Annotated in this window: 22 protein-coding genes; 11 read left to right on the top strand and 11 right to left on the bottom strand. The window is 60.8% G+C overall.

Features of this window, described 5'->3' with window-relative positions:
• Positions 1-29 precede the first annotated feature (29 nt).
• The 6 genes from EN862_RS32295 to EN862_RS36370 all read right to left on the bottom strand — a co-directional run bounded on the left by EN862_RS32295 (position 30) and on the right by EN862_RS36370 (position 4,268).
• Entirely contained in the window at positions 30-857 is an 828-nt protein-coding gene (locus EN862_RS32295) for an ABC transporter permease (RefSeq protein ID WP_210235695.1), read from the bottom strand.
• 1 nt (position 858) lies between these two features.
• A complete protein-coding gene (locus EN862_RS32290; RefSeq protein ID WP_127864733.1) occupies positions 859-1,854 on the bottom strand; it encodes an ABC transporter substrate-binding protein in 996 nt (331 codons plus the stop codon).
• A 69-nt stretch (positions 1,855-1,923) separates the two neighbouring features.
• Entirely contained in the window at positions 1,924-2,691 is a 768-nt protein-coding gene (locus EN862_RS32285) for an alpha/beta fold hydrolase (protein ID WP_189401922.1), read from the bottom strand.
• A gap of 84 nt (positions 2,692-2,775) precedes the next feature.
• Positions 2,776-3,246 (bottom strand): RbsD/FucU domain-containing protein, encoded by a 471-nt coding sequence (locus EN862_RS32280; RefSeq protein ID WP_127404871.1) that lies wholly within the window; start codon positions 3,244-3,246, stop codon positions 2,776-2,778.
• 183 nt (positions 3,247-3,429) lie between these two features.
• Complete coding sequence (locus EN862_RS32275) at positions 3,430-4,107, bottom strand: GntR family transcriptional regulator (RefSeq protein WP_127864731.1); 678 nt, start codon at positions 4,105-4,107, stop codon at positions 3,430-3,432.
• Positions 4,104-4,268: a hypothetical protein gene (locus EN862_RS36370; protein WP_189401924.1), complete on the bottom strand. Its 165-nt coding sequence runs from the start codon at positions 4,266-4,268 to the stop codon at positions 4,104-4,106. The genes EN862_RS32275 and EN862_RS36370 overlap by 4 nt, the downstream gene beginning before the upstream one ends.
• Positions 4,269-4,384: 116 nt before the next feature.
• Here EN862_RS36370 and EN862_RS32270 point away from each other — a divergent pair, with 116 nt between their 5' ends.
• The 6 genes from EN862_RS32270 (at position 4,385) to EN862_RS32245 (ending at position 11,320) form a co-directional block, all read left to right on the top strand.
• Positions 4,385-4,870: an RbsD/FucU domain-containing protein gene (locus EN862_RS32270; RefSeq protein ID WP_210235694.1), complete on the top strand. Its 486-nt coding sequence runs from the start codon at positions 4,385-4,387 to the stop codon at positions 4,868-4,870.
• Positions 4,871-4,887: 17 nt separating this feature from the next.
• Positions 4,888-5,667, top strand: coding sequence for an alpha/beta fold hydrolase (locus EN862_RS32265; RefSeq protein WP_127864730.1), 780 nt, complete (start codon positions 4,888-4,890; stop codon positions 5,665-5,667).
• Between the two features lie 409 nt (positions 5,668-6,076).
• A complete protein-coding gene (locus EN862_RS32260; RefSeq protein ID WP_189401925.1) occupies positions 6,077-7,153 on the top strand; it encodes a substrate-binding domain-containing protein in 1,077 nt (358 codons plus the stop codon).
• Positions 7,154-7,185: 32 nt separating this feature from the next.
• Positions 7,186-7,935: an ATP-binding cassette domain-containing protein gene (locus EN862_RS32255; protein ID WP_210235693.1), complete on the top strand. Its 750-nt coding sequence runs from the start codon at positions 7,186-7,188 to the stop codon at positions 7,933-7,935.
• 13 nt (positions 7,936-7,948) lie between these two features.
• Complete coding sequence (locus EN862_RS32250; RefSeq protein ID WP_210235692.1) at positions 7,949-9,160, top strand: ABC transporter permease; 1,212 nt, start codon at positions 7,949-7,951, stop codon at positions 9,158-9,160.
• A gap of 45 nt (positions 9,161-9,205) precedes the next feature.
• Entirely contained in the window at positions 9,206-11,320 is a 2,115-nt protein-coding gene (locus EN862_RS32245; RefSeq protein ID WP_127864726.1) for a LamG domain-containing protein, read from the top strand.
• 11 nt (positions 11,321-11,331) lie between these two features.
• Here the strand turns inward: EN862_RS32245 and EN862_RS32240 are convergent, their stop codons facing one another.
• Positions 11,332-12,207, bottom strand: a complete 876-nt coding sequence (locus EN862_RS32240; RefSeq protein ID WP_127864725.1) for an NAD(P)-binding domain-containing protein — start codon at positions 12,205-12,207, stop codon at positions 11,332-11,334.
• Positions 12,208-12,368: 161 nt separating this feature from the next.
• Here EN862_RS32240 and EN862_RS32235 point away from each other — a divergent pair, with 161 nt between their 5' ends.
• Complete coding sequence (locus tag EN862_RS32235) at positions 12,369-13,391, top strand: LacI family DNA-binding transcriptional regulator (RefSeq protein ID WP_127864724.1); 1,023 nt, start codon at positions 12,369-12,371, stop codon at positions 13,389-13,391.
• A 230-nt stretch (positions 13,392-13,621) separates the two neighbouring features.
• Complete coding sequence (locus EN862_RS32230; RefSeq protein WP_127864723.1) at positions 13,622-13,876, top strand: hypothetical protein; 255 nt, start codon at positions 13,622-13,624, stop codon at positions 13,874-13,876.
• A 178-nt stretch (positions 13,877-14,054) separates the two neighbouring features.
• Here the strand turns inward: EN862_RS32230 and EN862_RS32225 are convergent, their stop codons facing one another.
• Positions 14,055-15,011 (bottom strand): LysR family transcriptional regulator, encoded by a 957-nt coding sequence (locus EN862_RS32225; protein WP_127864722.1) that lies wholly within the window; start codon positions 15,009-15,011, stop codon positions 14,055-14,057.
• A gap of 119 nt (positions 15,012-15,130) precedes the next feature.
• Between EN862_RS32225 and EN862_RS32220 the strand changes: the two genes are divergently transcribed.
• On the top strand, positions 15,131-15,754 hold the full coding sequence (locus tag EN862_RS32220; protein WP_127864721.1) for an FMN-dependent NADH-azoreductase: 624 nt from the start codon (positions 15,131-15,133) through the stop codon (positions 15,752-15,754).
• 158 nt (positions 15,755-15,912) lie between these two features.
• Positions 15,913-16,794, top strand: coding sequence for an MBL fold metallo-hydrolase (locus EN862_RS32215; RefSeq protein ID WP_127864720.1), 882 nt, complete (start codon positions 15,913-15,915; stop codon positions 16,792-16,794).
• Between the two features lie 92 nt (positions 16,795-16,886).
• Here the strand turns inward: EN862_RS32215 and EN862_RS32210 are convergent, their stop codons facing one another.
• From EN862_RS32210 to traA, 3 genes are read right to left on the bottom strand one after another with little or no spacing between them, the layout of a single operon-like run.
• Positions 16,887-18,134: a conjugal transfer protein TraB gene (locus EN862_RS32210; protein WP_127864719.1), complete on the bottom strand. Its 1,248-nt coding sequence runs from the start codon at positions 18,132-18,134 to the stop codon at positions 16,887-16,889.
• Positions 18,052-18,585, bottom strand: coding sequence for a conjugative transfer signal peptidase TraF (gene traF / locus EN862_RS32205; RefSeq protein WP_127864718.1), 534 nt, complete (start codon positions 18,583-18,585; stop codon positions 18,052-18,054). The genes EN862_RS32210 and traF overlap by 83 nt, the downstream gene beginning before the upstream one ends.
• Positions 18,582-22,163: a Ti-type conjugative transfer relaxase TraA gene (gene traA / locus EN862_RS32200; RefSeq protein ID WP_127864717.1), complete on the bottom strand. Its 3,582-nt coding sequence runs from the start codon at positions 22,161-22,163 to the stop codon at positions 18,582-18,584. Before traA ends, traF begins: the two co-directional genes overlap by 4 nt.
• 246 nt (positions 22,164-22,409) lie before the next feature.
• Between traA and traC the strand changes: the two genes are divergently transcribed.
• On the top strand, positions 22,410-22,706 hold the full coding sequence (gene traC, locus EN862_RS32195) for a conjugal transfer protein TraC (RefSeq protein WP_127228037.1): 297 nt from the start codon (positions 22,410-22,412) through the stop codon (positions 22,704-22,706).

Here is a 22,706-nt window from a genome sequence, read left to right as displayed (position 1 = left end):
TTGGTGCCATCGTCCCTGGTCCTCGCGGTTTAGAGCGCTCGCGCACCGAGCAGATAGCGTTCGAGCAGAGCCATCCCGGCATTGAGCAAGGAAGCGATCACGGCCAGCACGATGCAGACGGCGTAGACCCCTTCGAGCTGAAAAGTACCGGCATATCCCGCGATGAGTTGGCCGAGGCCTACCCGCGACGCCAATATCTCGGAGGTCACGACGCCGAGAAGCGAATAGATGATGCCAAGGCGCAGTCCGGCGAAAATGGAGGGCACGGCGCTGGGCAGCAGGATCTTCATGAACATATCCCGCTTGGAAATATTCATGACCGTCACCATCAGTCTGATATCGCGGTCGACGGTGCGAATGCCGGCGCGCGCGTTGACCATCAGGATGAAAACCACGACGCTGAAGGCAAGCGCGATCTTGGCTGCCTGGCTGACGCCGAAAAGCAGTATGAATACCGGCGCGAAGGCGGTCCGCGGCATCGCGTTGAACGCACTGATATAGGGGTCCAGCAGTTCCTCAACTTTGGGAAACAGACCAAGGCCGATGCCGATGACTACTCCAACGAATGAGGCCAGCACGAAAGCGACCACTGTTGCCTCGACCGTGGAATAGAGCGCTGGCAGAAGCGTGCCATCGGTGGCGATCTGGACGAAAAACCAGAACACCTGCCCGGGACTTCGCGAAATCAGCGGCTTGACGACGCCGGACATGTAGACGAGTTGCCACAACGCCAGAAAGGCTATTCCGACGCCGATTTGTCCAGCAAGTCGCTTGAGCCGCGCGACATTCCGGTGGGAAGGCCGACCGGCCTTCCCTTTTAAGCCCGATGAACCTGCCGCGGCGACCAACTCGGCCACCTCAGCCCGAAGTCAGGCTGGCGCAGGGCTCATACGCGTTCATCGTCCAGTCTGGAACAAAAGCGGCATATTTCTTCATGCCTTCCCAGCGCTCCTTGGTGAGCTTGGCATTGAAGCCCGATTTGTAGACGTCGATCAACGCCTTGGCCTTGCCTGCATCGAGCTTGAGCGTCTTTGCGGTGAAATCGACCAGTTTCTGTTCGTTCGCAGGGTCTTTCATGTAGTTGATCGTCTCGATGACCGCCTTGCAGAAATTCTGGGCAACCTGCGGGCGGTTTTTGATGAAATCCGAATTGGCGGTGAAAACCGTGAAGAGATACTCGGGATCGAACACCTGTTTGCGTGTGGCATTGAGATCGACCAGCACATCGAGATTGTCCGGACCGATCAAGGTCGAGCTCGGCGGAATGCTGGCCATCGCATCGACCTGGCGGTTGGTGAAGGCGCCCGCCGCGCCATAGCCCGTGCCGATCGCGATGAAGGTGATGTCCTTGTCGGGATTCATGCCCGCGTCCGTGAACATCTTGCGCACGTAGAGCTCGGTTGCGCCCCCGCGACCGGCGACGCCGATCAGCTTGCCCTTGAGATCTTTGAGAAAAGCCGGATATCCCTTCTTGACGTCGACTCCGGCGTCCTTGTGCGCGATGAAGGTGTAGTCGATGTCGTAGTTGCCCAACAGGACCGTCAGCGCCGCACCCTTTTGGATGGCCGGAAAGATCAGAGCCGCGCCGACATGCGTGATGTCGGCCGAGCCTCCAACCACCGCGGCTACCATGGCTGACCCGTTGGCGCCCTTGACGTAGTTGATGTCGAGGTCATGCCTGGCGAAGATGCCGACCTGCGAGCCGAACTGAGGCACGAAAGCGTCGAGTGTTTCGATCGATGTCGCGATGGTCACGGTATCTGTGGCCTGCGCGGTTCCGGCCGACATCGCCATCCCTATCAAGCCTGCGACCAAGACGGCGAGCGAATGCAGTTCGTTTCGAAATCCACCCATTTGCTGCTCCCTTTTTTGCTGGCGGCTTGCAAGCCGCGCCTTACCAAACCTTGAAAGAGGTCTTTCCTTCTACCGCCCTCGGCCGTTGGTCGCCGCCCTCGCGAAGGCGACGAGGCGCCTCTCGACGGCGAAGTGGGGCACGTCGTTGATGATGTCGTGGAAGCCGTCTTTCACGATGAGCACCGTGGCGTTCTTGAGTTGCGAGCGGACCGCACGGGCATACCTGGCGGGGGCAATCACATCCTGGTCGCCATTGATCAGCAGCACGGGAAGGTCGACCTTGGGGAGAGTCGCGGCCAGCTCCCCGCGCGCCTTGTGCATGGCCGCCCGCCGCGCCGCCGTGCTTTCTGGCGTTACGCTGAAGGCGAATGGATCGGTCGCCAGCATGTCTAGATAGAATGGGTCGCGGGTGACTTCCGGCGGCGCGGGTATGGCAACGGTCTCCGGCTGGATCAGCGTGCCCGTGACGGCCAGCCCCAGGCACCGGCGCTCGCCACGAGCGATCAACAGCGCAGCGGCAATGCCGCCGAGAGAATGGCCGACGAGAACCAGCGGCAGGCCGGGAGCTTCGCTGGCGGCGATCGAGATCAGACGCTCGGCATTGTCGACGAGGGGATCCATCGACGCCACCGCGCCACGTTCGCCATAGGAAAGGCCGTGTCCTTGCTGATCGAGCGCCCACATGGCGAGGCCACTGGCGTTGAAGGCGCCCGCAAGGCGATGGTAGTGGCCGCTGTGCTCACCAAAACCATGGAGAAACACGACACCGCCGACCGCCTTCCGCGCATCCCAGCACCGGTAGTAGCTTTTCCCATGCGCGGTTTCGAAGAACGGCATCTGAACGGCCCTTCGGCAAATTTTGACCAGAACGGTTCTCTCGACTGGAGAGCCGACGCTCGAGAACATCGGCCGTGTGTCATGTCAGTCCGGCAGTATCCTGATGTCCCCGACTTCCGTGTTCCGAATGAACTTGACGTCGGCGCTGGCATAGCCTCCGACCAGGGCGATATTGCCGTGGACGCTGTAATCTCCTGTGCGGATAATCAACTTGCTGGCGTTGCGGATCGCATACATCGAGGGCCGGTATGGAACGGTAGTGACCCGCTCCTTCCCGAAAGTGTCGACGACGAATTTGTATTTCTGGGGACTCTGTGCCTCCATCGGCTCGGCAACGACAGCCCGCTCGATGTCACCATTGTCGCGCAGCAGCGGCAGCAGCTGCTCGATCGAGACCAGACCTGGGGCAATTCCAAGGTCCACGATCGGCACCTGCACGGATGAAGCGATTACGCCGCCCGCGTCGGCAATGAAGATCACCTCACCATGGCGGAGCGTGGCCAGAGCCGCCGCGATCGTGCCGTTGATGATGCGGTTGTCCGCGCCGTATTGCATTTCGTGCTCCCCCTTTTCATCGATAATATTATCCGCCTGTTTTATCGATAATGTCAACCGACAAGCCAAGGCCGGCCAGCCGGCGTGCTCCTATGGCGCGGCGCCTAGAATTGCGCGGCCGCTCTTGCGAGCGACATGAGGACCTGAAGCGCGTCGCCCGGATTCGTTTCAGCGCGACGCGCTTTAAGAGGTCAGATGCTGAAGGTAATAGTCCCGGAAGGTCCGGATATGGTTTCGAAGCGTTCGAGCCAATGTTTTCTGGTCGCCCTTCTCTATCGCTTGAATCATAGTCAAGTGATCCTTGGCGCCTTTGGAGCGCAAATCCTTGCTTTGCACCGAATTAGTATGAATCAGGTGCGAGAGAAGCGAATGATGCTTAATGGCTTCGAGTAGGAACTGGTTCTCGCACCGTTGATATATAGCCTCGTGCAAAAGATTGTTCTGAAGATACATTTCAGCAAGATCGTTGTTCGCGATCGCCCTCTCGTGATCCGAGACAACGGCCTTCAATTTTCGCACGAGCTCCTTTGCCGCCGGCTCGGTATAGTAGCTTATTGCCTTCAGCTCGAGACACTCACGGACTTCGTAGATTTGCCAGATCTCGGATTCGCTGAAGCTCCGCACCTGCACGCCGCGATGCGGGTAGCGGACGGCGAGGCCGAGGCGAACAAGTTCGTCGAATGCCTTGCGGACTGCATGGCGGGTTGCCCCGGTGGCTTCAATAATGTCGTCTTCGATGAGCCGCACGCCGGAACGATACTTTCCGGAGATAATGCCCTTTTGAAGCCCCTCATAGACGGCCTGCCATTGGCCGCCATGGCCGCCTGGTTCGGTGAGATCTTCATTCTTTGCAGTTCTCATGACAATCCATCAGAGTTGCGGGCGATGCGACACACCGTGACCATGTCATAGCGTTGAGCCGGCAAGATCGCCAGAATCGACGGCATCTTGCACGTAAGATCAATCAGATCGCAATCGCGCATGGAAAGACGTCCTCCCGCCACTTGGGTCAAGCCGGCCATGCCCCCAGACTTCCGCCTGCAAGTTATAAGAGTTCCTGCCAAGGATATCGACAAAACCGAATTTTTGTGTAAACGATTTCAATCGCCGACGACGATCGAACCCGCGAGAACGCACGATGACCACGAAGCTTCTGAGGCCGAGAATACTGAACCAAAGGTTGGCAGCGGCGCTGGCCGACCTGCGCCATGGCGAGTTGATATTCATTGCCGATGCCGGCAGTGGCACGTCAGCCAAGGCGCTGCGTTCGTTGGCGCCTGATGTGGAGATCCTCGACCTGGAAGTTGTTACCGGCGTGCCGTCGATCGACGATCTCGTTCCCGTGATCTGCGACGTCGGCGACATCGAGGCCTGCATCGTCACCAAGGACATGCGCGGCGCAAATCCTGAGGGCTTCGCCATGCTGTCCAGGCTCTTCGATGAGAAACACATCTACGAAGTGCCTTACATCCCGGATTATTACGACCTGCGCGATCGGTGCAAGCTGTTTGTCCAGACGGGCGACTATCGCGTGCATGCCAATGTGATCCTTGTCGGCGGCTATCCAAGCGCAGACATTCCTATGGACATGATCCTCAACGGGCTTGGCCCGAAAACGAAGTAACCCGTCACAGGTGGTCGATGCCAAGGTTTGAGGGCGCTTCCGGACAGGTCTACTACCGCCACTGGGCTCCGCTGAAGCCCACTGCGCAGATCGTCTTTCTGCATGGATATGGCGAACATAGCGGCCTCTACCATCGCTTCGCGAACTCCTTGAATGCACAGGGAATCGGCGTCTGGGCGCTTGATGCAATCGGACACGGGCTCTCGGATGGCGAGCGGGGCAATCCCGGCTCCATGGCCTATCTGAGAACGAATGCCGAGCGCCTGACAGGGATAGCGCAGCGGGAAGACCCCGGGCTTCCAATGGCCCTGGTAGGACATTCGATGGGCGCGATGACGGCAGCTGCGGTGGTCATTGCCGGCGCTGGCCCCTTCCGTGGGGTGGTGCTCGGCGGCATGCCTGTCGAGGGGATCAGCCAAGAGCAAGAGCGCCAGGCTGAGCAAGGCGTGATGTCGCTTGACCCCTTCTATCTAGACGAACTGGAATTCGACCCACTCAAGTTCGATGCAACGATGGCCTTCGTCCATCTAAGAAGCGTCCTCTCGGCGCCGGTCTGTGAACAGATACAGGCCGGATTGCTTGAACTCAGCCTTCCCGCGCTCTTGATCAGCGGGGACAAGGACATGTTTTGCCCTCCTGATCTCGCGCGGCGCTGGGCGTCACGAATTCCAGGCGCAAGGCATCACCTGTTCGCCAATACCCATCACGATCTCATCAACGATGCGAGCCATGCCGACGTTGCGGACGTTATTGCGCAAGCCGTGATCGGATGGACGGTTGGTACGCGAGCCCGCTGATCCGCCGGACGCCGCACACTGATATGCCAATCAGCACTGCAGCACACGTGCGATGGTCGTTCGCCGACCGGTATGTGTTCTCGCGGACGAAGCCTACATGGCCTGAAACACTCCAACCTCTTTGCGCTTGACACCGTCGCTCCAGCGCGCCATTTTGAAAACGTTTACACGCATCCACCGAAGACCGTCGCAGAAACGGCTGATATCGATGCGTAAGGCGATGGGAGCGCGTCCAAGGGCGGAGGCCGGAACTTTCAAAATAGCAATCTCCCAAAATGACGGAGCGCGGCCGAAGCCATGCTCCAAGCCCTGTGATGTTCCGAAACTCGGATGATGCGGCGGACCAGAGAGAGAACAGCGAAAATGGAAGGATCTCGTAATGCTTAGGAAATTCGTTGGGAAAATTCGCATGCCAGCGCTGATGTGCGGGTTCGCGGCATGCATGGCACTCACGCCTCCCGCCGCCGCAGAAGATCTCACCGGCAAGATCTATTTTATCCTGCCGGACTTCACGACAGTCCGCTTCGAGCAGTTCGACAAGCCGGCCTTCTTGAAGGCCGCCAAGGAACTGGTGCCGAACATGTCAGTCGAGATTCTCAACTCCGAAAACAACGTGCAGCAACAGACCTCGCAGGTTCAGGCCGCTATCGCCAACGATGCCAAAGCAATCGTCATGGTTGCCGTCGATCCAATGCAGACCGCGGGCACCTTGGCCCTTGCCGAGCAAGCCGGGATCCCGCTTATTTGCACCATTCACGCTTGCACCGGCGGGCCTGCCTACGCTTACCTCACCGCCCCGTTCGTTGAAATCGGCCAGAAGCAGGCGCAGGCGGCAGCTAAGGTAATCGAGGAGATGAACGCCAAGACCGGCAAGCCTGTCCGGCTGGCGAAGATCTACGGCGACCCCAAGTTTCCCTTCTACGGCGACCAGGTGAAGGGCATCGGCGAATATCTGGATCCGCTGATCAAGGCCGGCAAATTGGAAGTCGTTTGTCAGGCGGATGCGCTGCTTTGGCTCCCAGCCAATGCTCAGACTGCAATGGATCAGTGCCTGACCAAGACCCACAATGGGGTCGATGCGATCTTCTCGATGAATGACGACACCGGCGGTGCGGCGCTGGCTGCGGTGGAAGCTGCCGGGCTCAAGGGGATCAAGCTGTTTGGCGGGTACGACGCCACTCTTGCCGGAGTGCAGCGCGTTGCTGCCGGCCTGCAGGAGATGGACATGACTGTGGACTACGTCGCGATGAACAAGCTGGCCGTCCAGTTGGCCGTGCACGCGATGAAGGGCGACAAGATACCGGCTGATCTCGTCGCAACCACGTTCGACAACGGCTACAAGGGAGGCATTCCCGAGGTGGACGCGCCAAATAGCGTCATCACCAAGGACAACATTCAGAAATCGGTGGTCGACACCGGTCTTTATACCAAGGAGCAGATCTGCGCCAAAGGCGTGGCCGCCGACTCCGCCTTCTGTCGCGGCTGATGCAGAGAAGCGGTAACAACAAGATGGTCGCCATGAACGACGACGCTCCAATCCTGTCCCTGGCGGGAATTGGGAAGCACTACGGCGGCATCACCGCCCTTTCGGGCGTCGATTTCGACGTCCGGGAGGGAGAGGTCGTGGCGCTGGCCGGAGATAACGGCGCCGGAAAGTCGACCCTCGTCAAGATCATCAGCGGGATCGTTTCCTCCGACGAGGGCAGGATTCTGTTCAACGGCCAAGAGGTATCGCTGAGGAAGCCGCAGGATGCGGCGGAGCTGGGCATTCAGACGGTCTATCAGGACCTCGCGCTTTGCGACAATCTTGATACCGTTCAAAACCTTTTCCTGGGAAGGGAAATGCATTCAGGGCTGCTTCGGGGTGCAAAGCTCTCGCGACCGCTGATGGAATCTCGAGCCCATGCGGCCCTGTCCAGTCTCAACGTGAAGATCAGGGACTACAGTGTCTCCGTGGGACGGCTTTCTGGCGGCCAGCGCCAGTCTGTGGCCATCGCACGCGCGGTTCTGTCGAAACCGCGAGTGATTCTGCTCGACGAGCCAACCGCCGCGCTTGGCGTGGCGCAACGGGCGGAGGTCATGGCACTCATCGCACGCCTTCGCGAGCAGGGTCTGGGCGTGATCCTCGTCTCTCACGACCTGGGTGATGTGTTGGACATTGCCGATAGGATCGTCGTCCTGCGCCTGGGGCGCAAAGCCGCCGAGCGGCCAGTCGCGGAATGGACGAGGAGCAGCCTGGTCGCAGCCATAACCGGCACAGACCATTGAAGGGATGCAGGCTATGAACACCACGAGACAACAAGTTTCTGTCACAACGGCGCCTGCAAAAATCAGTTTCAGGCAGAACCTGCTTGAGGCGCTATCGACAAAATGGCGTGTCGTACCGGTCCTGCTGTCGCTGGCTCTCATCTGGGCGATCTTTGCCTCGCAATCCCCAGTGTTTCTCTCAGCGCGCAACCTGACCAACCTTGCCGATCAGATCGCGACCACAAGCATCGTGGCGCTCGGGCTTGTCCTCGTACTGGTCGTTGCCGAGATCGATCTTTCGGTTGCCGGTCTCGCGGCCGTGTGCGCCGGCATTGTCGGCGTGCTCGTCGTCAACATGGACGTCAGCCTGTCGATCGCGCTGATCATCGCGATTACCGTCGGCGGCCTCTACGGTTTGCTGCAGGGTTCGATGATCGTCTATAGCGGCGCACCGGCCTTCATCGTGACACTCGGCTTCTCGCTCATGCTGCAAGGTGTCTTGCTGATTTTGCTTCCGGCGGAAAGCGGCCTTGTTCCTCTCGCCGGGACCGATTTGCAGTTCCTGGCCGCTTATCGTCTGCCAACGACCCTCAGCTATGCCTTGCCCGCGGCCGTCGGGCTGATAGGCCTTGCCATGCGATTGAACGATCACCGCCAAAGAGTGGCCTACGGTTTGCCATCGAATTTGATGCGCTCCATGGCCATTGGCGTCGCCATCATTTTTGCCAGTCTGGCGGTTGTCGCCATTTTCAATGCTTACCGAGGCGTGCCTCTGACCGTTGCCGTGCTTGCGGGTCTGATCGCAATCTTGTCCTACGCCACAACCCAAACTCCGTTCGGCATTTGGCTGTACGCCATCGGCGGCAATCGCGAGGCGGCACGCCGCGCCGGCATCCCTGTGAACTGGATGAAGATGGCGGCCTTTTCAATTCTCGGCATGTTGACGGCGCTCGGCGGAGTCGTGGCTGCGGCCCGGGTGCTGGGCGTCTCCCCGGCATCGGCTGACCAAAGTCTCTTGCTGGAGGCAATCGCGGCGGCGGTCATCGGCGGGACGAGCCTTTTTGGCGGTCGCGGCAGCGTCTGGGCAGCTATTCTTGGCGCCCTCGTCATCGGCTCGATCGCCAACGGAATGTTCCTGATCAACGCCAGCACGCAATTGCGCTTGCTCGTTCAGGGCGGCGTGCTCGTAGCCGCGGTCATAGCGGACGCGCTCATTGCCCGGAGCGGATCTTCGTCGTCGCGGTAAGACTTGGCCGTCCGACTGCCGTAACCAAGTTGGGAGAAGATCAAGATGTTGATCGGCTATGCCGATAAGCTTTCCGTCGATGCTGGCGACCATGTCGATATCAAAGTCAGCGCTGCGGGCATCTACAGATCGCAACTGGTGCGCCTGCGAGGCATGAAAGAAGGCGCCGCCGGTCTCTCGGTTGCCAAAGAATCGTTGTCATCCAAGAGCAATGGTCAGCACACCGGCCGGGTGCAGGCACTTCATCCGGGATCGTTCATCGATGTTGCCTTGCCGAGGGTCGATTTCGCAAAGGGGGTCGGGGTCAGCCTGTGGGTGAAACCGACCGCCCCAGGTCGTCTTTGCCAGACACTGTTCAGCCTATCGGACGATAGCTCTGTCACTCGCATGATGCTTGAACTCGATCGGGCCGGCCGGCCGGCGATGTATCTTCGGTCGTCGAACGGCGCGGTCACGACAGTGTCCTCACCCGATCCGCTGCCGAAGGGGCGTTGGGTGTTCTTGAAGGCTGTCTACGACCCCGGCGAAGCGGAACTGCGCCTGACCGCGGAGGAACAGACCGGCGCACACCGCTGGTCCACACCGGTCATCGTAGCGGAAGGATCCGCCGCACGTTTTCGTGTCGGCGCGGCGCATGCCGAAGACGATCGCGCGACGGACTGCTTCAACGGATGCGTATCCGAGGTCAATGTATTCGGAGCTTCGCCGAAGCTGCCTATCCTGCAATGGGACTTCTCCAGGCAAATGGACAGTGACATCGCGGTGGACGTCTCTGGGGCCGGGCGGCACGGACGGCTACTCAACCGGCCGGCTCGAGCGGTTCTCGGTCCTGCATGGGACAAGAAAACCATCCGCTGGAACGACGACCCGCCGCAGTGGAATGCATTGCATCTGCACGATGACGATCTGGATGACGCGCAATGGAGAACGGACTTCGAGGTCGAAGCTCCCGCCGAAAGCGGGATATATGCCGTTCGCCTGAACCAGGGTGAAACCACCTACTACATTCCCTTCTACGTTCGCCCGGCCGCGGTCAGGAAACGGGTCCTGTTCGTCGCTCCCACGAACACTTATCTGGCCTATGGCAACGAGCATCTTTGGGAGGGCGAGCGCGGAGTCGCCCATCAAAAGATGATGAGTTTTCCGATCGTGCTGGACAAGGCGGAAACCATTCTTCAGCAGATGCCTTCACTCGGCAGATCGCTGTACGATCGGCATTCGGACGATAGCGGGGTGATCTATGCTTCGCGGTTGCGCCCCCTGACCAACATGCAGCCGAACTACATCAACTGGCTGGCCGGGGGTCCAAGACATTTCTCCGGGGACTTCTTCATCACAGGTTGGCTGGACAGCATCGGCGTCGAATTCGATGTGGCGACCGATGAGGACGTCGACAGCCTGGGCAAGGACCTGCTCGACAGCTATGATGTGGTCCTCACCGGGAGTCATCCGGAATACCCCACTGCAGCCGAATTCGACGCTTTCGAAAATTACGTCAAGGGCGGCGGCAAGCTGATGTATCTCGGCGCCAACGGATTTTTCTGGGCCACAAGTTACGTCAACAAGCTCCGCACAGCCATCGAGGTGCGGCGGGGCTATGCGGCGCAGCGTAACTGGACCTCCCATGCGGCTGAGCTCTATCACAGTTCGACCGGCGAGATGGGGGGCGCCTACAGGCACCGCGGCCATGACCAAAATCCTTTCCTTGGGGTTGGCATGGCGGCCGCCGGATGGGGACCCGCCTCGGGCTTCACACGCACCCCTGAAAGCTATGCCGAAGCCGTGGCGTGGGTTTTCGAGGGCATCGCTAGCGAAACGCTGGGCGAGCACGGCTATTTGTTGGGTGGCGCGGCCGGCGATGAGCTTGATCATGCAGATCCAGCGCGCGGGACGCCCGACAGCACGGTCGTGTTGATGTCGTCCAGGCATAACGATCTGTACTTCCCCAGCCTCGACAGCGTCACCGAAGTGGCGCCGAACCAGCAAGGTTCCAAAAACCCGCATGTGCGCGCCGACGTGGTTCTTGTCGATCACCCAGGCGGCGGAAGGGTGTTCTCGACGGGGTCGATTTGTTGGGCGGGTAGTCTGGGTACCAACAACTACGACAACGACATTGCGGGGCTGACAACCAACGTGCTGCGAAAATTCCTGGGGGGGTGATTTACGGACAATCAGCTGCCTCGAAAAACCGTGGCCAAAGCAGCGGTGTCCTTCTCAGCGAGTCCGCTATCGACTCCCCGCCGGAAGCAATCAACCATGAAGTTAGCGGGATCCCACAACAGACCGAGCCTTTGAGCCGACATCGCCAGCAGCTTCGCGCCGTTGAGATCCACCTTGAGGGTTGACTGTATCTCTGAAGTGAAATCGCCCGAGCTCAGCGCCCTCCTAAATGATGGCAGGCGACCTAAAATGTCGGCCGCAAAGTTCGGTATCAGAGAAAGGTATTGCTTCTGATCCAGCCCGCTTGCCTGCCAAAACGCAGTCCCATAAAGGATTCCGATGGTGGATAGAAAAAAATAGCACAGGAAGGCGAAGTCGCCCTTGGATGCTGCCGTAACATCCGCACCCACATAAACGGGATTGCCGGCTAGGCTGCGCAAAGTAGCGACGTGGCGCCGAAAGACAGTCTTTTTTCCCGCCCAGAATATCACTGCTGATTCAAGACCGATCGATTCGGGCACGACAGCGATCTTCCCGTCCAGATACGGCACTCGATTTTCAGCCGCCCACTGCGCCAACGCCATCGCTTCCTCGGGAAGCCCGGTCGACAGCTGGATGAGTGTCTTGCCCTCCAATGCTCGTCGTGCTTCCTCTGATTCAAGCACTTGGTGCGTTGCCTCGTAGCTCGAGAGGCAAGCGATGATCACTTCCGAGGCCTCGATGGCGGTGATGGTATTCTTCGCCAGCGCAATACCGAGTTTTGCGGCCTGCTGCGAGCGATCGCTCCGATTCCAGGCCGTTACCCGATGACCGCCCTTTGTTAGAGCCCGGATGAGAGCGCACCCCATATTGCCCATGCCAAGCACAGTCACGGCATCGAGCTGCATTTCTCTCTCTCCATCTGATATAGCGATGTACACCGATGCAAATGTAAACGTTTTCTAGGAAATGAGAAAGCTCTTGAACGAGGTCCGAGCTATGTGGTGGCCTGAAAGAAGTTATGCGATCTAGAAAACGGTTTCTCGAAAAGCGCGCCTGGCCATACTCAATGGATATCGAAGACGGCGGCGCCAAACTTGTTGACGTGGCCCGGCTTGCGAACTGCTCGCCGGCCACTGTTTCGCGCGTCCTGAATGGCAATCCAAAGGTCAATGAGGTCGTCCGCGATCGCGTGGTGCGAGCCACCCGGGAGCTTGGCTATGTACCCAATGGCTCGGCCCGGGCGCTGCGGTCCACGCGAACAAGACTGGTTGGCGCCATCATTCCGACCTTGGACCACACGATCTACGCCACAATGGTCGACGCGCTTCAGGCCCGGCTGTCCGAAAAAGACGTTTCGTTGATCATCAACACCTCGGGCTACGATATCAACCTCGAGTATGAGCAGGCTCGCCTGCTGGTCGAGCGCGGCGTCGAGTCGGTAGTGCTGGTAGGGTCCACGCACCTGCCGGCAACGCTCGCAATGCTTGAGCAGAAGCGTATCGACTATGTCTATACGTACACCTCGAGGGCCCCCGAGTCGGGCGCGGCGGTAGGGTTCGACAACGAGAAGGCTGGGCGCACGGCAGCGCGCTACTTGCTGGACCTCGGCCACTCCCGATTCGGGATGATCGCCGGCATCACCCAAGACAATGATCGTGCAGCAGGCCGTCGCGACGGCTTCCTGAATGAACTCGAGCGGTCCGGCATGGAGCGTGCAAAAGTTCCGGTTGTCGAAGGAGCCTACAGGCTGGACGACGGTCGGCGGTGCATGCAGCGGCTGATGGAAGAAGGCACAAGGCCGACGGCGGTGTTTTGCGGCAGCGATATCCTGGCGGCGGGCGCCATCAAATACTGTCACGCCGCCGGGATCGCGGTCCCCGGAGAAGTTTCGATTGTTGGCTTCGACAATCTGGAAATCGCGGAACTCACCTCGCCGGAATTGACCACGCTCGAGGTGCCGGCGCGAGACATGGGCCGCATCGCTGCGGACTACATCCTGGCATCGCCGTCGCAACGACTGCATTTGAGGCGACGCGAACTGGCAATCCGGCTGATCGTCAGGGAAACCACCGCTCCCGTGAGGCGCTAGGGACTTCGACGCCTTGGTACCGCCGTAGAAGCCTCGTTTGCCGAAACTGATTGGGTGCCTGCTTCGGGGGCGGCGAACGGACAGCTTCGCGATGGTTCAGACCGGAAGCCGCACTTTGCCTCGCGAACTTCCTATGCGCACCTGCGGCCATGGCGCAGGCCTATATGGGAAGAGAGCCGCAAGATTAGGCACCTTGGTGGATGTCGTGATCAGGCGTTGTTAGACCGGGGATGTTCATCGGTTCCCTCGCGGACGCAATCAGCCGGACGGGTCGAAGGGCCGGACTTGCCGCGTACATTTTGCCGTCGCTTCCATGCCGGAGTGACAAGATCGCTCCGGAAGCCAGCGCACCCGGCGATATTGGTCTGAACACCCACGAAAACGTCGGCGACGGTGTCCTCCATCCCGGCCAATTCCATCTGCTGACAGCCAAACCTGCCGCGGGGATGCTCAAAATCGAGCCTATGTTTGAGATAGCAACCTGATCGCCCTGTCAGACAGTTCAGCCGCGGCCCAGTTACGAACCTGGACGCGCCGTCGCCAGTGGCTGGTGCGAGGACATTTGGCGCGCTCGAGAGAAATACCGATGGATTTGCAGCACGTTTTCACGATGGGATCACGGTCGGTCGATCTAATCAACACGGACGCGCAGCTGAATTTACCTCACAATGTCAGCAAACCACCGTCTCTGGAACCGGTAGCGTAGCCGTCCTCGATTTTGGCGGTCAGCTGCGGCAATTCGTGGCCCAGGAAATCGAGAAAGGCGCGAACGGCCGGCACAAGCCCGCGCCGTGAAGGAAATACGGCGTGCAACTGATGCGGAGGCAATGTGTGGTCCGGCAACAGCCTGACCAGTCGGCCTTTGCGGACGGCATCTCCGCAGAGGTTGCGTGGCAATTGAGCAATGCCCATTCCCGCGAGAGCCGCCTGGCCGAGCATATGGATATCATCGGTGGCGAGTGCCGGGACATATTCGATGTCGGTGGCCTGGCCGTCCGGCGCCATCAGATGCCACAGATTCCGTTCACCCCTCACCCCAGCCGGACCAAGTCCTTTTTGCAGGTGCAAGGACTGGGGCGCATCGAAAGGACCGTGGGATGAGACGAATTCAGGACCCGCCACGAGCCACTGCTCACTGATCCCCAACCGCCTGATCATCAACTGAGAATCCTCGATGGTCGAGCGGACTCGCAATGCGATGTCATAGCCTTCCGCGATAAGGTCGACCCGCCGGTTGGTCAGATCGAGGTCCAGTCGCACGGCCGGGTGAGCCCGCATGAATTTCCAAAGTACGGGCGCGACAAAAACGTGAGCAAGCCCAACCGGGCAACTTACCCGCAGGCGGCCCGCCGGCGCCTCACCCGCCTGCTCAGCGATCTCGAAGGCCAGGCGGGCAGCATCGATCATTTCATTGCAATGCTTCAGGAATTCCTGCCCCACGGAGGTGAGATTGACCGAGCGAGTCGACCGCTGCAGCAGCCGAACCCCGAGACGGGCCTCCAGGGCTGCTATACGCCGGCTGACGCGCGACTTGGGAATTCCGAGAGCGAGGGCCGCCGACGAAAAGCTGCCGTGACGCGCGACGGAAGCAAACATCGTCAGCTCGTTCAGGTCATCCATGGAAATCTCCGGCCTTGGATTGTCTCACTAGTAGAACAATCTGTGCCATTTGGCCTTCTAGTGCAACGCTAGTGCGTTGGCATAAGTATGGTTCACACACTACAACGGAGCCAAACGCCATGCGCATTCTTCATCTCGACTCGAGCATCCAGGGCGCGGGGTCCGCTTCTCGAACGCTAACGAAAGCTGTGGTGGCGAACCTGCTCGATCAGCATCCCGGCGCTGCGGTGACCTATCACGATCTGGTGGAAGAAGCGGTCCCCCATCTTGACGGGCCGATCGGAGCAGGATTTCGCCCGCTCGCATTCGACGTATCGGATGAGGCGACACGCCGTGAGCACGCCCGGTCTGACGCGCTTGTCGGAGAGTTGATGGCAAGCGATATCATTGTCGTCGGCGCTCCGATGTACAATTTCTCCGTGGCCAGCCAGCTCAAGGCGTGGCTCGATCGCGTCATCCAGCCCGGCAAGACTTTCAGATATACCGAGAATGGTCCGATCGGCCTTGCCGCCGGCAAGAAGGTGTTCATCGTTTCGACGCGCGGAGGTTCTTATCTTTCCGGCCCGCTGGCCACCATGGATTTCCAGGAGAGCTACCTCAGAACGGCTTTTGGCTTCATCGGCATCAAGGACCTCGATTTCATCCGGGCGGAGAACATGTCACGCGGCAACGATGCTCGCGCCAACTCCATGAACAGTGCTCTTGAGGCCGTCTCCCCGCTGGTGGCCAGAATGGCGGCTTGATTTCGCAGGCAGCGCCCCGCGGCAGGGCTGATGTCCGTGCCGCGCCACGGTTGGCCCTCAGACGGGCACGCTCCGAACTTTATTACTCGACGCAAACAACTCATCGAAACCCTGCCTGGCGCGCGAAGCAACCCCGCCAGAAACGCGGAGATCTATCCATGTTCGTTCTCGACAGACGAAATTTTCTGGCGCTCGGTGCAGCTGGTGCCGCCACGGCGATGGCAAGCAGGCTTTCCCTCGCCGCTGTCTCAGAGGCCAAGGTGTTCACAGCTGATGAAGCCGGCGTGATGGTCGACAGCACGGTAATTGTCGGCGAGAAATCCGCCGTCGTCATCGACGCCCAGTTTACGGTCGCGAACGCCAAAGCACTCGCCGACGTCATCCAGGCGACAGCAAGGAAGATCGAGACAATCCTGGTCACCCACTACCATCCAGACCATTTGCTTGGCCTGTCAGTGCTGTTGGAGCGTTTCCCGGAAGCGAAGCCTCTGACCCATCCGAAGGTCCTTGCGATGATCAACAAAGCATCCGCTCCGACCCTCAAGGCGTTGAACGAACACGCGCCGCCGGGCGTCTTCACGGACAAGCTCATCGTGCCCGACGTCTTGACCCGGGACCATCTGCTGCTGGAGGGCGAACGCATCGACATTCTGGACCCGATGCATGGCGACACGGAATTCGTCACACCGGTTCACATACCTTCCCTGAACACCCTCATAGCAGCGGATGTCGGGTACACCGATACGCATCTCTGGCTGGAGGAAACCACAACTCCCGACCAGATCGGCAAGTGGCGCGAGAGCACCAGGAGGCTGGAGGCGATCGGCGCAAAAACGGTGATCCCTGGACATCGAAAGCCGGAAAGCCGGTCGGACAATTCCATATTCACCTATACGAGAGCCTATCTCGACAGCTGGGAAAAGGCCTTGCTAGCGAGCAAATCGGCCGATGAGCTGAAGGCAGCGCTTGTCAAAGGGCATCCCGATGCGGGGTTCGCCTTTGCGCTCGAACGCTCGGTCGCCGCAATATACAAGAAATAGCGCGTTAGGACATCCCGAAGAATAACAGTGAACCAATCGAACAAGGTATGTGCTGGATGAGGGCGGCATCGACCCCCCGGCTCCTCCTGTACCTATATGTTGAAAGCTGTGACGATCGGTACAGCAAAGAGTTTCGCCCAGGCGATCGCGCTGGCTCGCTGGATGGCGACGATTGAGGTGCCGGCGGTCCACCATCCATTGCCGGTGGCGACGACGATCTCGGGCGAATGCAGCATCGACTGGAGGACAGGCCAGACGATGAGTTGCTCGTAGCAGATAAGCGGTGCGATCCTCGTTTCGGAGAGGTCGACCACCGGGTTCGCAAAGAGATCGGCGCGGGCTCCGCCGTCTCGCCCAAACCAAGCGCGCCAGGGCTGCCACATGGAAACCGGAACCGGCAAGCGCTCGCGATAGAGGACACGGGCCTCGTCGGAGGAGATCGCGACCATGACATTGTCGTAGCCGCGCTCGTCAATGACAGCCGCGCCGGCGACAACGGTGACGTCAAGCCCGTGCAAGCCCTGCTGCCAGAGGCGCGCGACAGTCGGCGTCCAGAAGCCGAGCGCGCTTTCGGGGAGCACCACGAAGCGCGTTCCGTCACCAGCCAGCGCTCGAACTGTGGCGATCATATCACGGTGATGATCGAGCGAACCGTCACGACCGAGGCTCGCTCCGTATTTGAGGTCGACGCTTTTCCATCCCTGCGGTAGATCGGGTTGCGTCCACGTTGCGGCGGACCAGAGCCAAAAGCCTGCCAAGGTGAGAACTGCAGCCGGCCAAAATCGCGATGTCATCATTGCGAGGCCGGCGGCAGTCGTTGCGAGCCCCCACCATCCCCACCCCGGGAATAGCACGCCGGCCGCCGTAAGCGTGTGCGCCCAGCCGGTTATGCCGAAGGGCGGCAGCCCCATCAGCACCATCGCCGCCAGATATCGCAGCGCCCTCCTTTCCGGGCAGCCCATTTCCGGTGGCCCTGCCCAGAGCATCGTATGCACAGCGACGAAGGCAAGCGACGCGGCTATCCAGAGCAGAAGGCCGGGCCAGAAATCGGCTGCGTAGAACTTCGCCACCCCTTGTGGCAGGCCGCGCGAGGCGGCGAGGAAATATCCAGCCGACACCATGCCTGCGACCACACGCGCGGGCGTCAGCGCCCAAAGCGCCGGAAAAATGATGGCGATGGGAAGGGCGAGCACATGGCCGCTCCATCCGACCGTGCCGACAACGATCGCGACGGCGATCAGGAGCAGCGAGCGGAGGCTAGCGGGGATCGAAGGTAAGGACTGGCCGCGCAATGCCGAGAAGGCCAGAATCCGGGATCGGGCCAAAATATCGGGAATCATAGGAACTCGCATAGGAAGAGTGGAGAAACAGAAATCCGGCCGGCACGATGCCGCCGGGATAGGACTCGATCGCCCTGCCATCGCCATCGATAGTGCGGATGCGGGATGAAGGGATCGGCCTGCCGTCTATGGCGACATTTTCACCGACGTCGATGCGCTGGCCAGCAAGCGCCGTGACCGTTTTGATCAGAGGCGCGAAGCCGCCGGCACAGAGACCTCGGCGCAGATACCCGCGCTCGCGTGCCTGAAGGAACGACACTGCCGCCGGTGGGCAGATTAATACCAGATCGCCGACCGCGACATCGCGATCAGGCGTCTCGATCCGCCAGAGTCCGAGCGGTTCGCTCGGCGTCAGGTTGAGCCGATACCCGCCGGTCAATGCGATCGCGGACCCGACGAGTACAAGGGCGGCCGGAACGCCGATTAGCGCGATGGCGCGAGACCTGGTCATTGCTTCATGACGGGAGTTTGGCTCTGCGAAAGCTTCATGTCTTCAGCCTGCTTCAGCGTTGCGACCGTGCGCACCTGGGCGGCGAGCTGCTGCGCGGCCCGCATTACCGGCCAGGCCTCCTTCAGTTGTTCCCTCTCCTGTAGTTGCAGACCCTTGGCAAGCGACTCAAAGAGTCTCCCGGATGACTCGCGCGCGGCGTCGCTCAACAGCGTCCGTTCGCCGAACCGTTCGGCGACGGCCTTGTTGAAGCCATCGATCTCCTGCTTCGCCTCGCGATCCGCGAGCGCGTATCCGAGGGCGGCGGGCAGATCGTTTCTGTCGATCGCATCGCGGACTCGCTCGAGCACCGCACAGGCGGCCGGCGACAGCGCCGGGATGTCGATCGAGATACGATGCCTGAGCGCCCTCTCCTCCGTCTTAAGGCGCTGTGCGGCGGCCTCTCGCATTTCGAGATAGCGTGCGAGATCGCGAGCGAGCGCCGGCGCATTTACTGTCGCCGTTTCCCTATCCTCCTTGTCGGCGCGGCTGGCGAAAATGCCGGTCTTGCCCTTGAGCGCACCGAAGCCCTCTGGCCTGTTTCCGATCGTCGCCAGCGTGGATTTCGCGGCGGCGCTGTCCTTCAGCATGGCCTCGACATCGACGACTCGGAAGGCGGTTTCGGGATCCGCGAAGACCAGCCGGAAGCGGGTGGAGACGTCCTCCCATTGCTTCTTCAACGCAGGATCGGAGGCGAGCTTGTCTTCGACAGCCTGTTCGAGGGATTTCGGATGAATCGTGACGCCGGCAACCATCGGCCTCGCCTCCTTCATGCTGTTGGATTGGGATTCTGTCCGCAGGCCGGAAACGAGACCGAGCCGTGCGCCGATCGCCAGCAGCTTTGAGCCGAGATCGGCAAGGCGCTGCCTCTGCCGGACCGTCCATTCGAGACGGTCACGCACGATGGTCCGAGCGACCTTCATGAGATTGAGGCCACGCGTTTCGGCGAAGCGCAAAGCGGCGCGATAGGACGGTGCCCGCTCATAGTCCAGCGTCGTTTCCTTGGACCCGTCAGCCGACAGACGCTCCGTCATCCTGGAGAGCGCAAGCTCCCTGACGTCGACGACCTTCCACAAATGGCGCTTGACTTTGTTTCCGTCGGGTAGGCGGACCGTCTGGGAGCCCTGATGGTCCAGACCGATACGGTCGCCAATCCGCGGGGCCGCCTCGGCCATCGCGCGCTTGAGGTCGACACCCCAGATCGTGTCCCGCTTCCCCTCGGCGGTCTCGAGCGTGACGAAGTAGCTCTCTTGGTTCTCGGGGTTGTGCTCGAAGGGTGCTGCGTCGTGATCGACGAGCAAGCCGCCGCGATTGGCGAACTCGTCGAGGCCGACATAGAGCCGCGCGGCATCACGATGACGCGTGAGCGCGACATAGGTGAGGTGGCGGTCCATGGTGCCGGAGGCGAGCACCTTGACATCGTCGACGGTGGCGCCCTGGGACTTATGGACCGTCGTGGCATAGCCGTGATCGACGTTGGCATAAAAGCGCTGTTCGATGACGACCTCACGGCGATCATCGCCCTTCCCGACCGCGGCGACGATCCGGCCAGGCGCGGCCTCGACGACGGTCGCCAGCATGCCGTTCTTGACGCCGAGCGACCCCTCGTTCTTCAGGAACACGACCCTGTCGCCGGCCGCGAACTGACGGGCGCCGTCTTCCGTCCGGAACGCAAAACCCTCGCCGACGAAGCCGCGCTCGACCAGCTTCTCGCGCGCCAGTTCGTTCAGAGTGCGCACGTCGCGCCGGCGGTGAGCGAGGATGAGCGAGGTCCTGGCCGGATCGTATTCGCTGTTCCAGTCGTCGATCAGCGAGCCGACAGCCTCGTCCCTGCTCCACGCGGAGCGGACCATGCCGGCATTGTCGTATGCGGCGAGAGCCGCGCCGACATCACCGCGTGCAAGATCTCCCGATGCGGTGCGCATCCAGACTTCGCGCTGGCGGAAGATCGTTCCAAGTTCGGCATAGCCTATCCGATGGGCAATCGCCCGGAACGCCGCGCCCGCTTCGATCGGCTGAAGCTGATCGGGGTCGCCAACCAGCACCAGCTTGGCGCCGGCGCTGGTAACGGCTTCGACGAGCGTAGCCATCTGCCGCGACGACACCATGCCGGCCTCATCCAGAAGGAAGACGGTCTTCTCGTCGAGGCGATCACGCTGTTGTTTCCAACGCAGTTCCCATGACGAAAGCGTGCGTGAGGCGATGCCGGCTTCCTTCTCCAGTCCTTCGGCGGCCTTGCCGGCAAGCGCTGCGCCGACGACACGATAGCCGGCCGCTTCCCACGCCTCGCGCGCGGCCTTCATCATGGTGGTCTTGCCCGCACCGGCGCGGCCCACGACCGCCGCAATCCATGCGCCGCCGGCGACATGCTCGATCGCGGCACGCTGCTCCTGCGATAGCCCCTCGTGTCGCGAAAATGTCTGCTCGAGGATGCGCTTTCCGACGCCATGCGAGGAGCGACGCGAGAGCCAGATCGCACGGCTTGCCATTTGAGCTTCCAACCGGATCAGTTCGTGCGTCGTGTATTTCGCCGGTTCTCTGACGCCGGTAGCAAGCGAGATGCGTTCGCGCTCCAGACGCAGGATTTGTTGGTCTTGGAGAAGGCGCACCATCAGGTTCCGAAACAGGCCGGCATCGTCGATATAGCGGTGAAGCACACGGGCAATGTCGCGCTCGTCGAAAACGCTCTTCTCGCGCGTGATGAGATCCAGCACGAGCGTCGGATTCTGCTGAATACGTCGGGCGTTCTCCTCGCGCCGCTCCTGCTTGAGTTCGAGGCGCTCCAGCTCCGGCTTGCGGCCTTCCACCTGAGCTTTGCGCTCGATCGCCTTGGCGCCGACGCCGACGTGGACGGTCGGAACGAGATCGATGCCCTGCTTCTCGTAGGATCGCCCATCGACGCGAAGGTCGATGCCGTTGAGGGCAAGATGATGATTCAGCCGCTCGAACCACGCATCGCGAAAAGCGTTGAAGTCGTCGCCTCCTCCGGCCCATAGCTCGTAGACGATCTTCCCGCCTTTCGTCCGGAGGGGCTGTCCTTCCTCGCCCAGCACCGCGACCTTCTTCGCGCCGAAACCATCCTCCGTCAGCGGCCGCAATGTCGTCATCAGGTGGACGTGCGGATTGCCGGGATTGTCGTGATAGACCCAATCGGCGACCATGCCCTTTGACAGAATGTGCCGCTCCACGAAATCGCGCACGAGCGCGATATTCTGCTGGGCCGACAGCTCCAGCGGCAGGGCCATGGTGAGGTCCTTGGCGAGCTGCGCATCGGCGCGTTTTTCGAAGGCCTCGACCGTGTTCCAGAAGGCTTCGGATGAGCCGGCGATCGAGCGATCCGCGATCAGGCTACGCAGCCATTGCGGCGCGTCCCCCGGGAGCAGGAACTCTTCGTGCAGGACCCTTTCCTTCCGCGTGTAGTCGACGGTGCGGGCCTCGCGGTCGAACTCCATCCTGGCGCAGTGGCGATACGCCGCCGACAGCACGGCGCTGCGGCCGTCGCCGCGGCTAACGATGCTGACGGAGAAGTGAGCGATGGCCAAGGCGACGAATGCTCCCGTTTGAAAACCTGTTCGTCGGGATCGGCGGGCGGTTCGTGCTTGCAACACAGGACGTCGCGTCAGCGACGTATAATTGCGCCCTTGGAGCCGCTCCTTCGGAACGGCCGGGATGATCTCCAAAAGCGTCGGCTTTGCCGACTGTAGAATAAACGGGGCTGCGCTCCGCGCCTCCCTCGTTGATCCTTGGCCTTGCAGCTTCGCTTCAAGCACCAAGGAGGGCCGACCGGAATGAAAAAGCCTTCATCGAAAATCAGGGAAGAAATCGCGCGTTTGCAGGAACAGCTTCGGCTGGCCGAGACTCGCGAGGCCGAGCGCATCGGCCGGATCGCGCTGAAGGCCGGTCTCGGCGAGCTTGAGATCGAGGAGGCCGCGCTTCAGGCGGCATTCGAGGAGACCGCGAAGCGCTTTCGCGGCGGCAAGGGCGAAGCGACCGGAAGGAAGAACGCAGGCGATGGACGGAGCGCCGGCGCCGCAACCGCGGCGGTCGAAGCTGGCGCGGCTGCGCGCGGCGCTGGCAAGGCTTGA

Source organism: Mesorhizobium sp. M2E.F.Ca.ET.219.01.1.1 (genome assembly GCF_004016445.2).
Lineage (GTDB): Bacteria > Pseudomonadota > Alphaproteobacteria > Rhizobiales > Rhizobiaceae > Mesorhizobium.
This window is presented reverse-complemented; position numbering and strand designations above follow the sequence as displayed.

Excerpts from the sequence above, each read along its gene's own strand:
- EN862_RS32290 (WP_127864733.1), bottom strand. The coding sequence starts at position 1,854 with ATGGGTGGATTTCGAAACGAACTGCATTCGCTCGCCGTCTTGGTCGCA.
- EN862_RS32285 (WP_189401922.1), bottom strand. The coding sequence starts at position 2,691 with ATGCCGTTCTTCGAAACCGCGCATGGGAAAAGCTACTACCGGTGCTGG.
- EN862_RS32280 (WP_127404871.1), bottom strand. The coding sequence starts at position 3,246 with ATGCAATACGGCGCGGACAACCGCATCATCAACGGCACGATCGCGGCG.
- EN862_RS32275 (WP_127864731.1), bottom strand. The coding sequence starts at position 4,107 with ATGAGAACTGCAAAGAATGAAGATCTCACCGAACCAGGCGGCCATGGC.
- EN862_RS36370 (WP_189401924.1), bottom strand. The coding sequence starts at position 4,268 with ATGGCCGGCTTGACCCAAGTGGCGGGAGGACGTCTTTCCATGCGCGAT.
- EN862_RS32270 (WP_210235694.1), top strand. The coding sequence starts at position 4,385 with ATGACCACGAAGCTTCTGAGGCCGAGAATACTGAACCAAAGGTTGGCA.
- EN862_RS32265 (WP_127864730.1), top strand. The coding sequence starts at position 4,888 with ATGCCAAGGTTTGAGGGCGCTTCCGGACAGGTCTACTACCGCCACTGG.
- EN862_RS32260 (WP_189401925.1), top strand. The coding sequence starts at position 6,077 with ATGCCAGCGCTGATGTGCGGGTTCGCGGCATGCATGGCACTCACGCCT.
- EN862_RS32255 (WP_210235693.1), top strand. The coding sequence starts at position 7,186 with ATGAACGACGACGCTCCAATCCTGTCCCTGGCGGGAATTGGGAAGCAC.
- EN862_RS32250 (WP_210235692.1), top strand. The coding sequence starts at position 7,949 with ATGAACACCACGAGACAACAAGTTTCTGTCACAACGGCGCCTGCAAAA.
- EN862_RS32245 (WP_127864726.1), top strand. The coding sequence starts at position 9,206 with ATGTTGATCGGCTATGCCGATAAGCTTTCCGTCGATGCTGGCGACCAT.
- EN862_RS32240 (WP_127864725.1), bottom strand. The coding sequence starts at position 12,207 with ATGCAGCTCGATGCCGTGACTGTGCTTGGCATGGGCAATATGGGGTGC.
- EN862_RS32235 (WP_127864724.1), top strand. The coding sequence starts at position 12,369 with ATGGATATCGAAGACGGCGGCGCCAAACTTGTTGACGTGGCCCGGCTT.
- EN862_RS32230 (WP_127864723.1), top strand. The coding sequence starts at position 13,622 with ATGTTCATCGGTTCCCTCGCGGACGCAATCAGCCGGACGGGTCGAAGG.
- EN862_RS32225 (WP_127864722.1), bottom strand. The coding sequence starts at position 15,011 with ATGGATGACCTGAACGAGCTGACGATGTTTGCTTCCGTCGCGCGTCAC.
- EN862_RS32220 (WP_127864721.1), top strand. The coding sequence starts at position 15,131 with ATGCGCATTCTTCATCTCGACTCGAGCATCCAGGGCGCGGGGTCCGCT.
- EN862_RS32215 (WP_127864720.1), top strand. The coding sequence starts at position 15,913 with ATGTTCGTTCTCGACAGACGAAATTTTCTGGCGCTCGGTGCAGCTGGT.
- EN862_RS32210 (WP_127864719.1), bottom strand. The coding sequence starts at position 18,134 with ATGATTCCCGATATTTTGGCCCGATCCCGGATTCTGGCCTTCTCGGCA.
- traF (WP_127864718.1), bottom strand. The coding sequence starts at position 18,585 with ATGACCAGGTCTCGCGCCATCGCGCTAATCGGCGTTCCGGCCGCCCTT.
- traC (WP_127228037.1), top strand. The coding sequence starts at position 22,410 with ATGAAAAAGCCTTCATCGAAAATCAGGGAAGAAATCGCGCGTTTGCAG.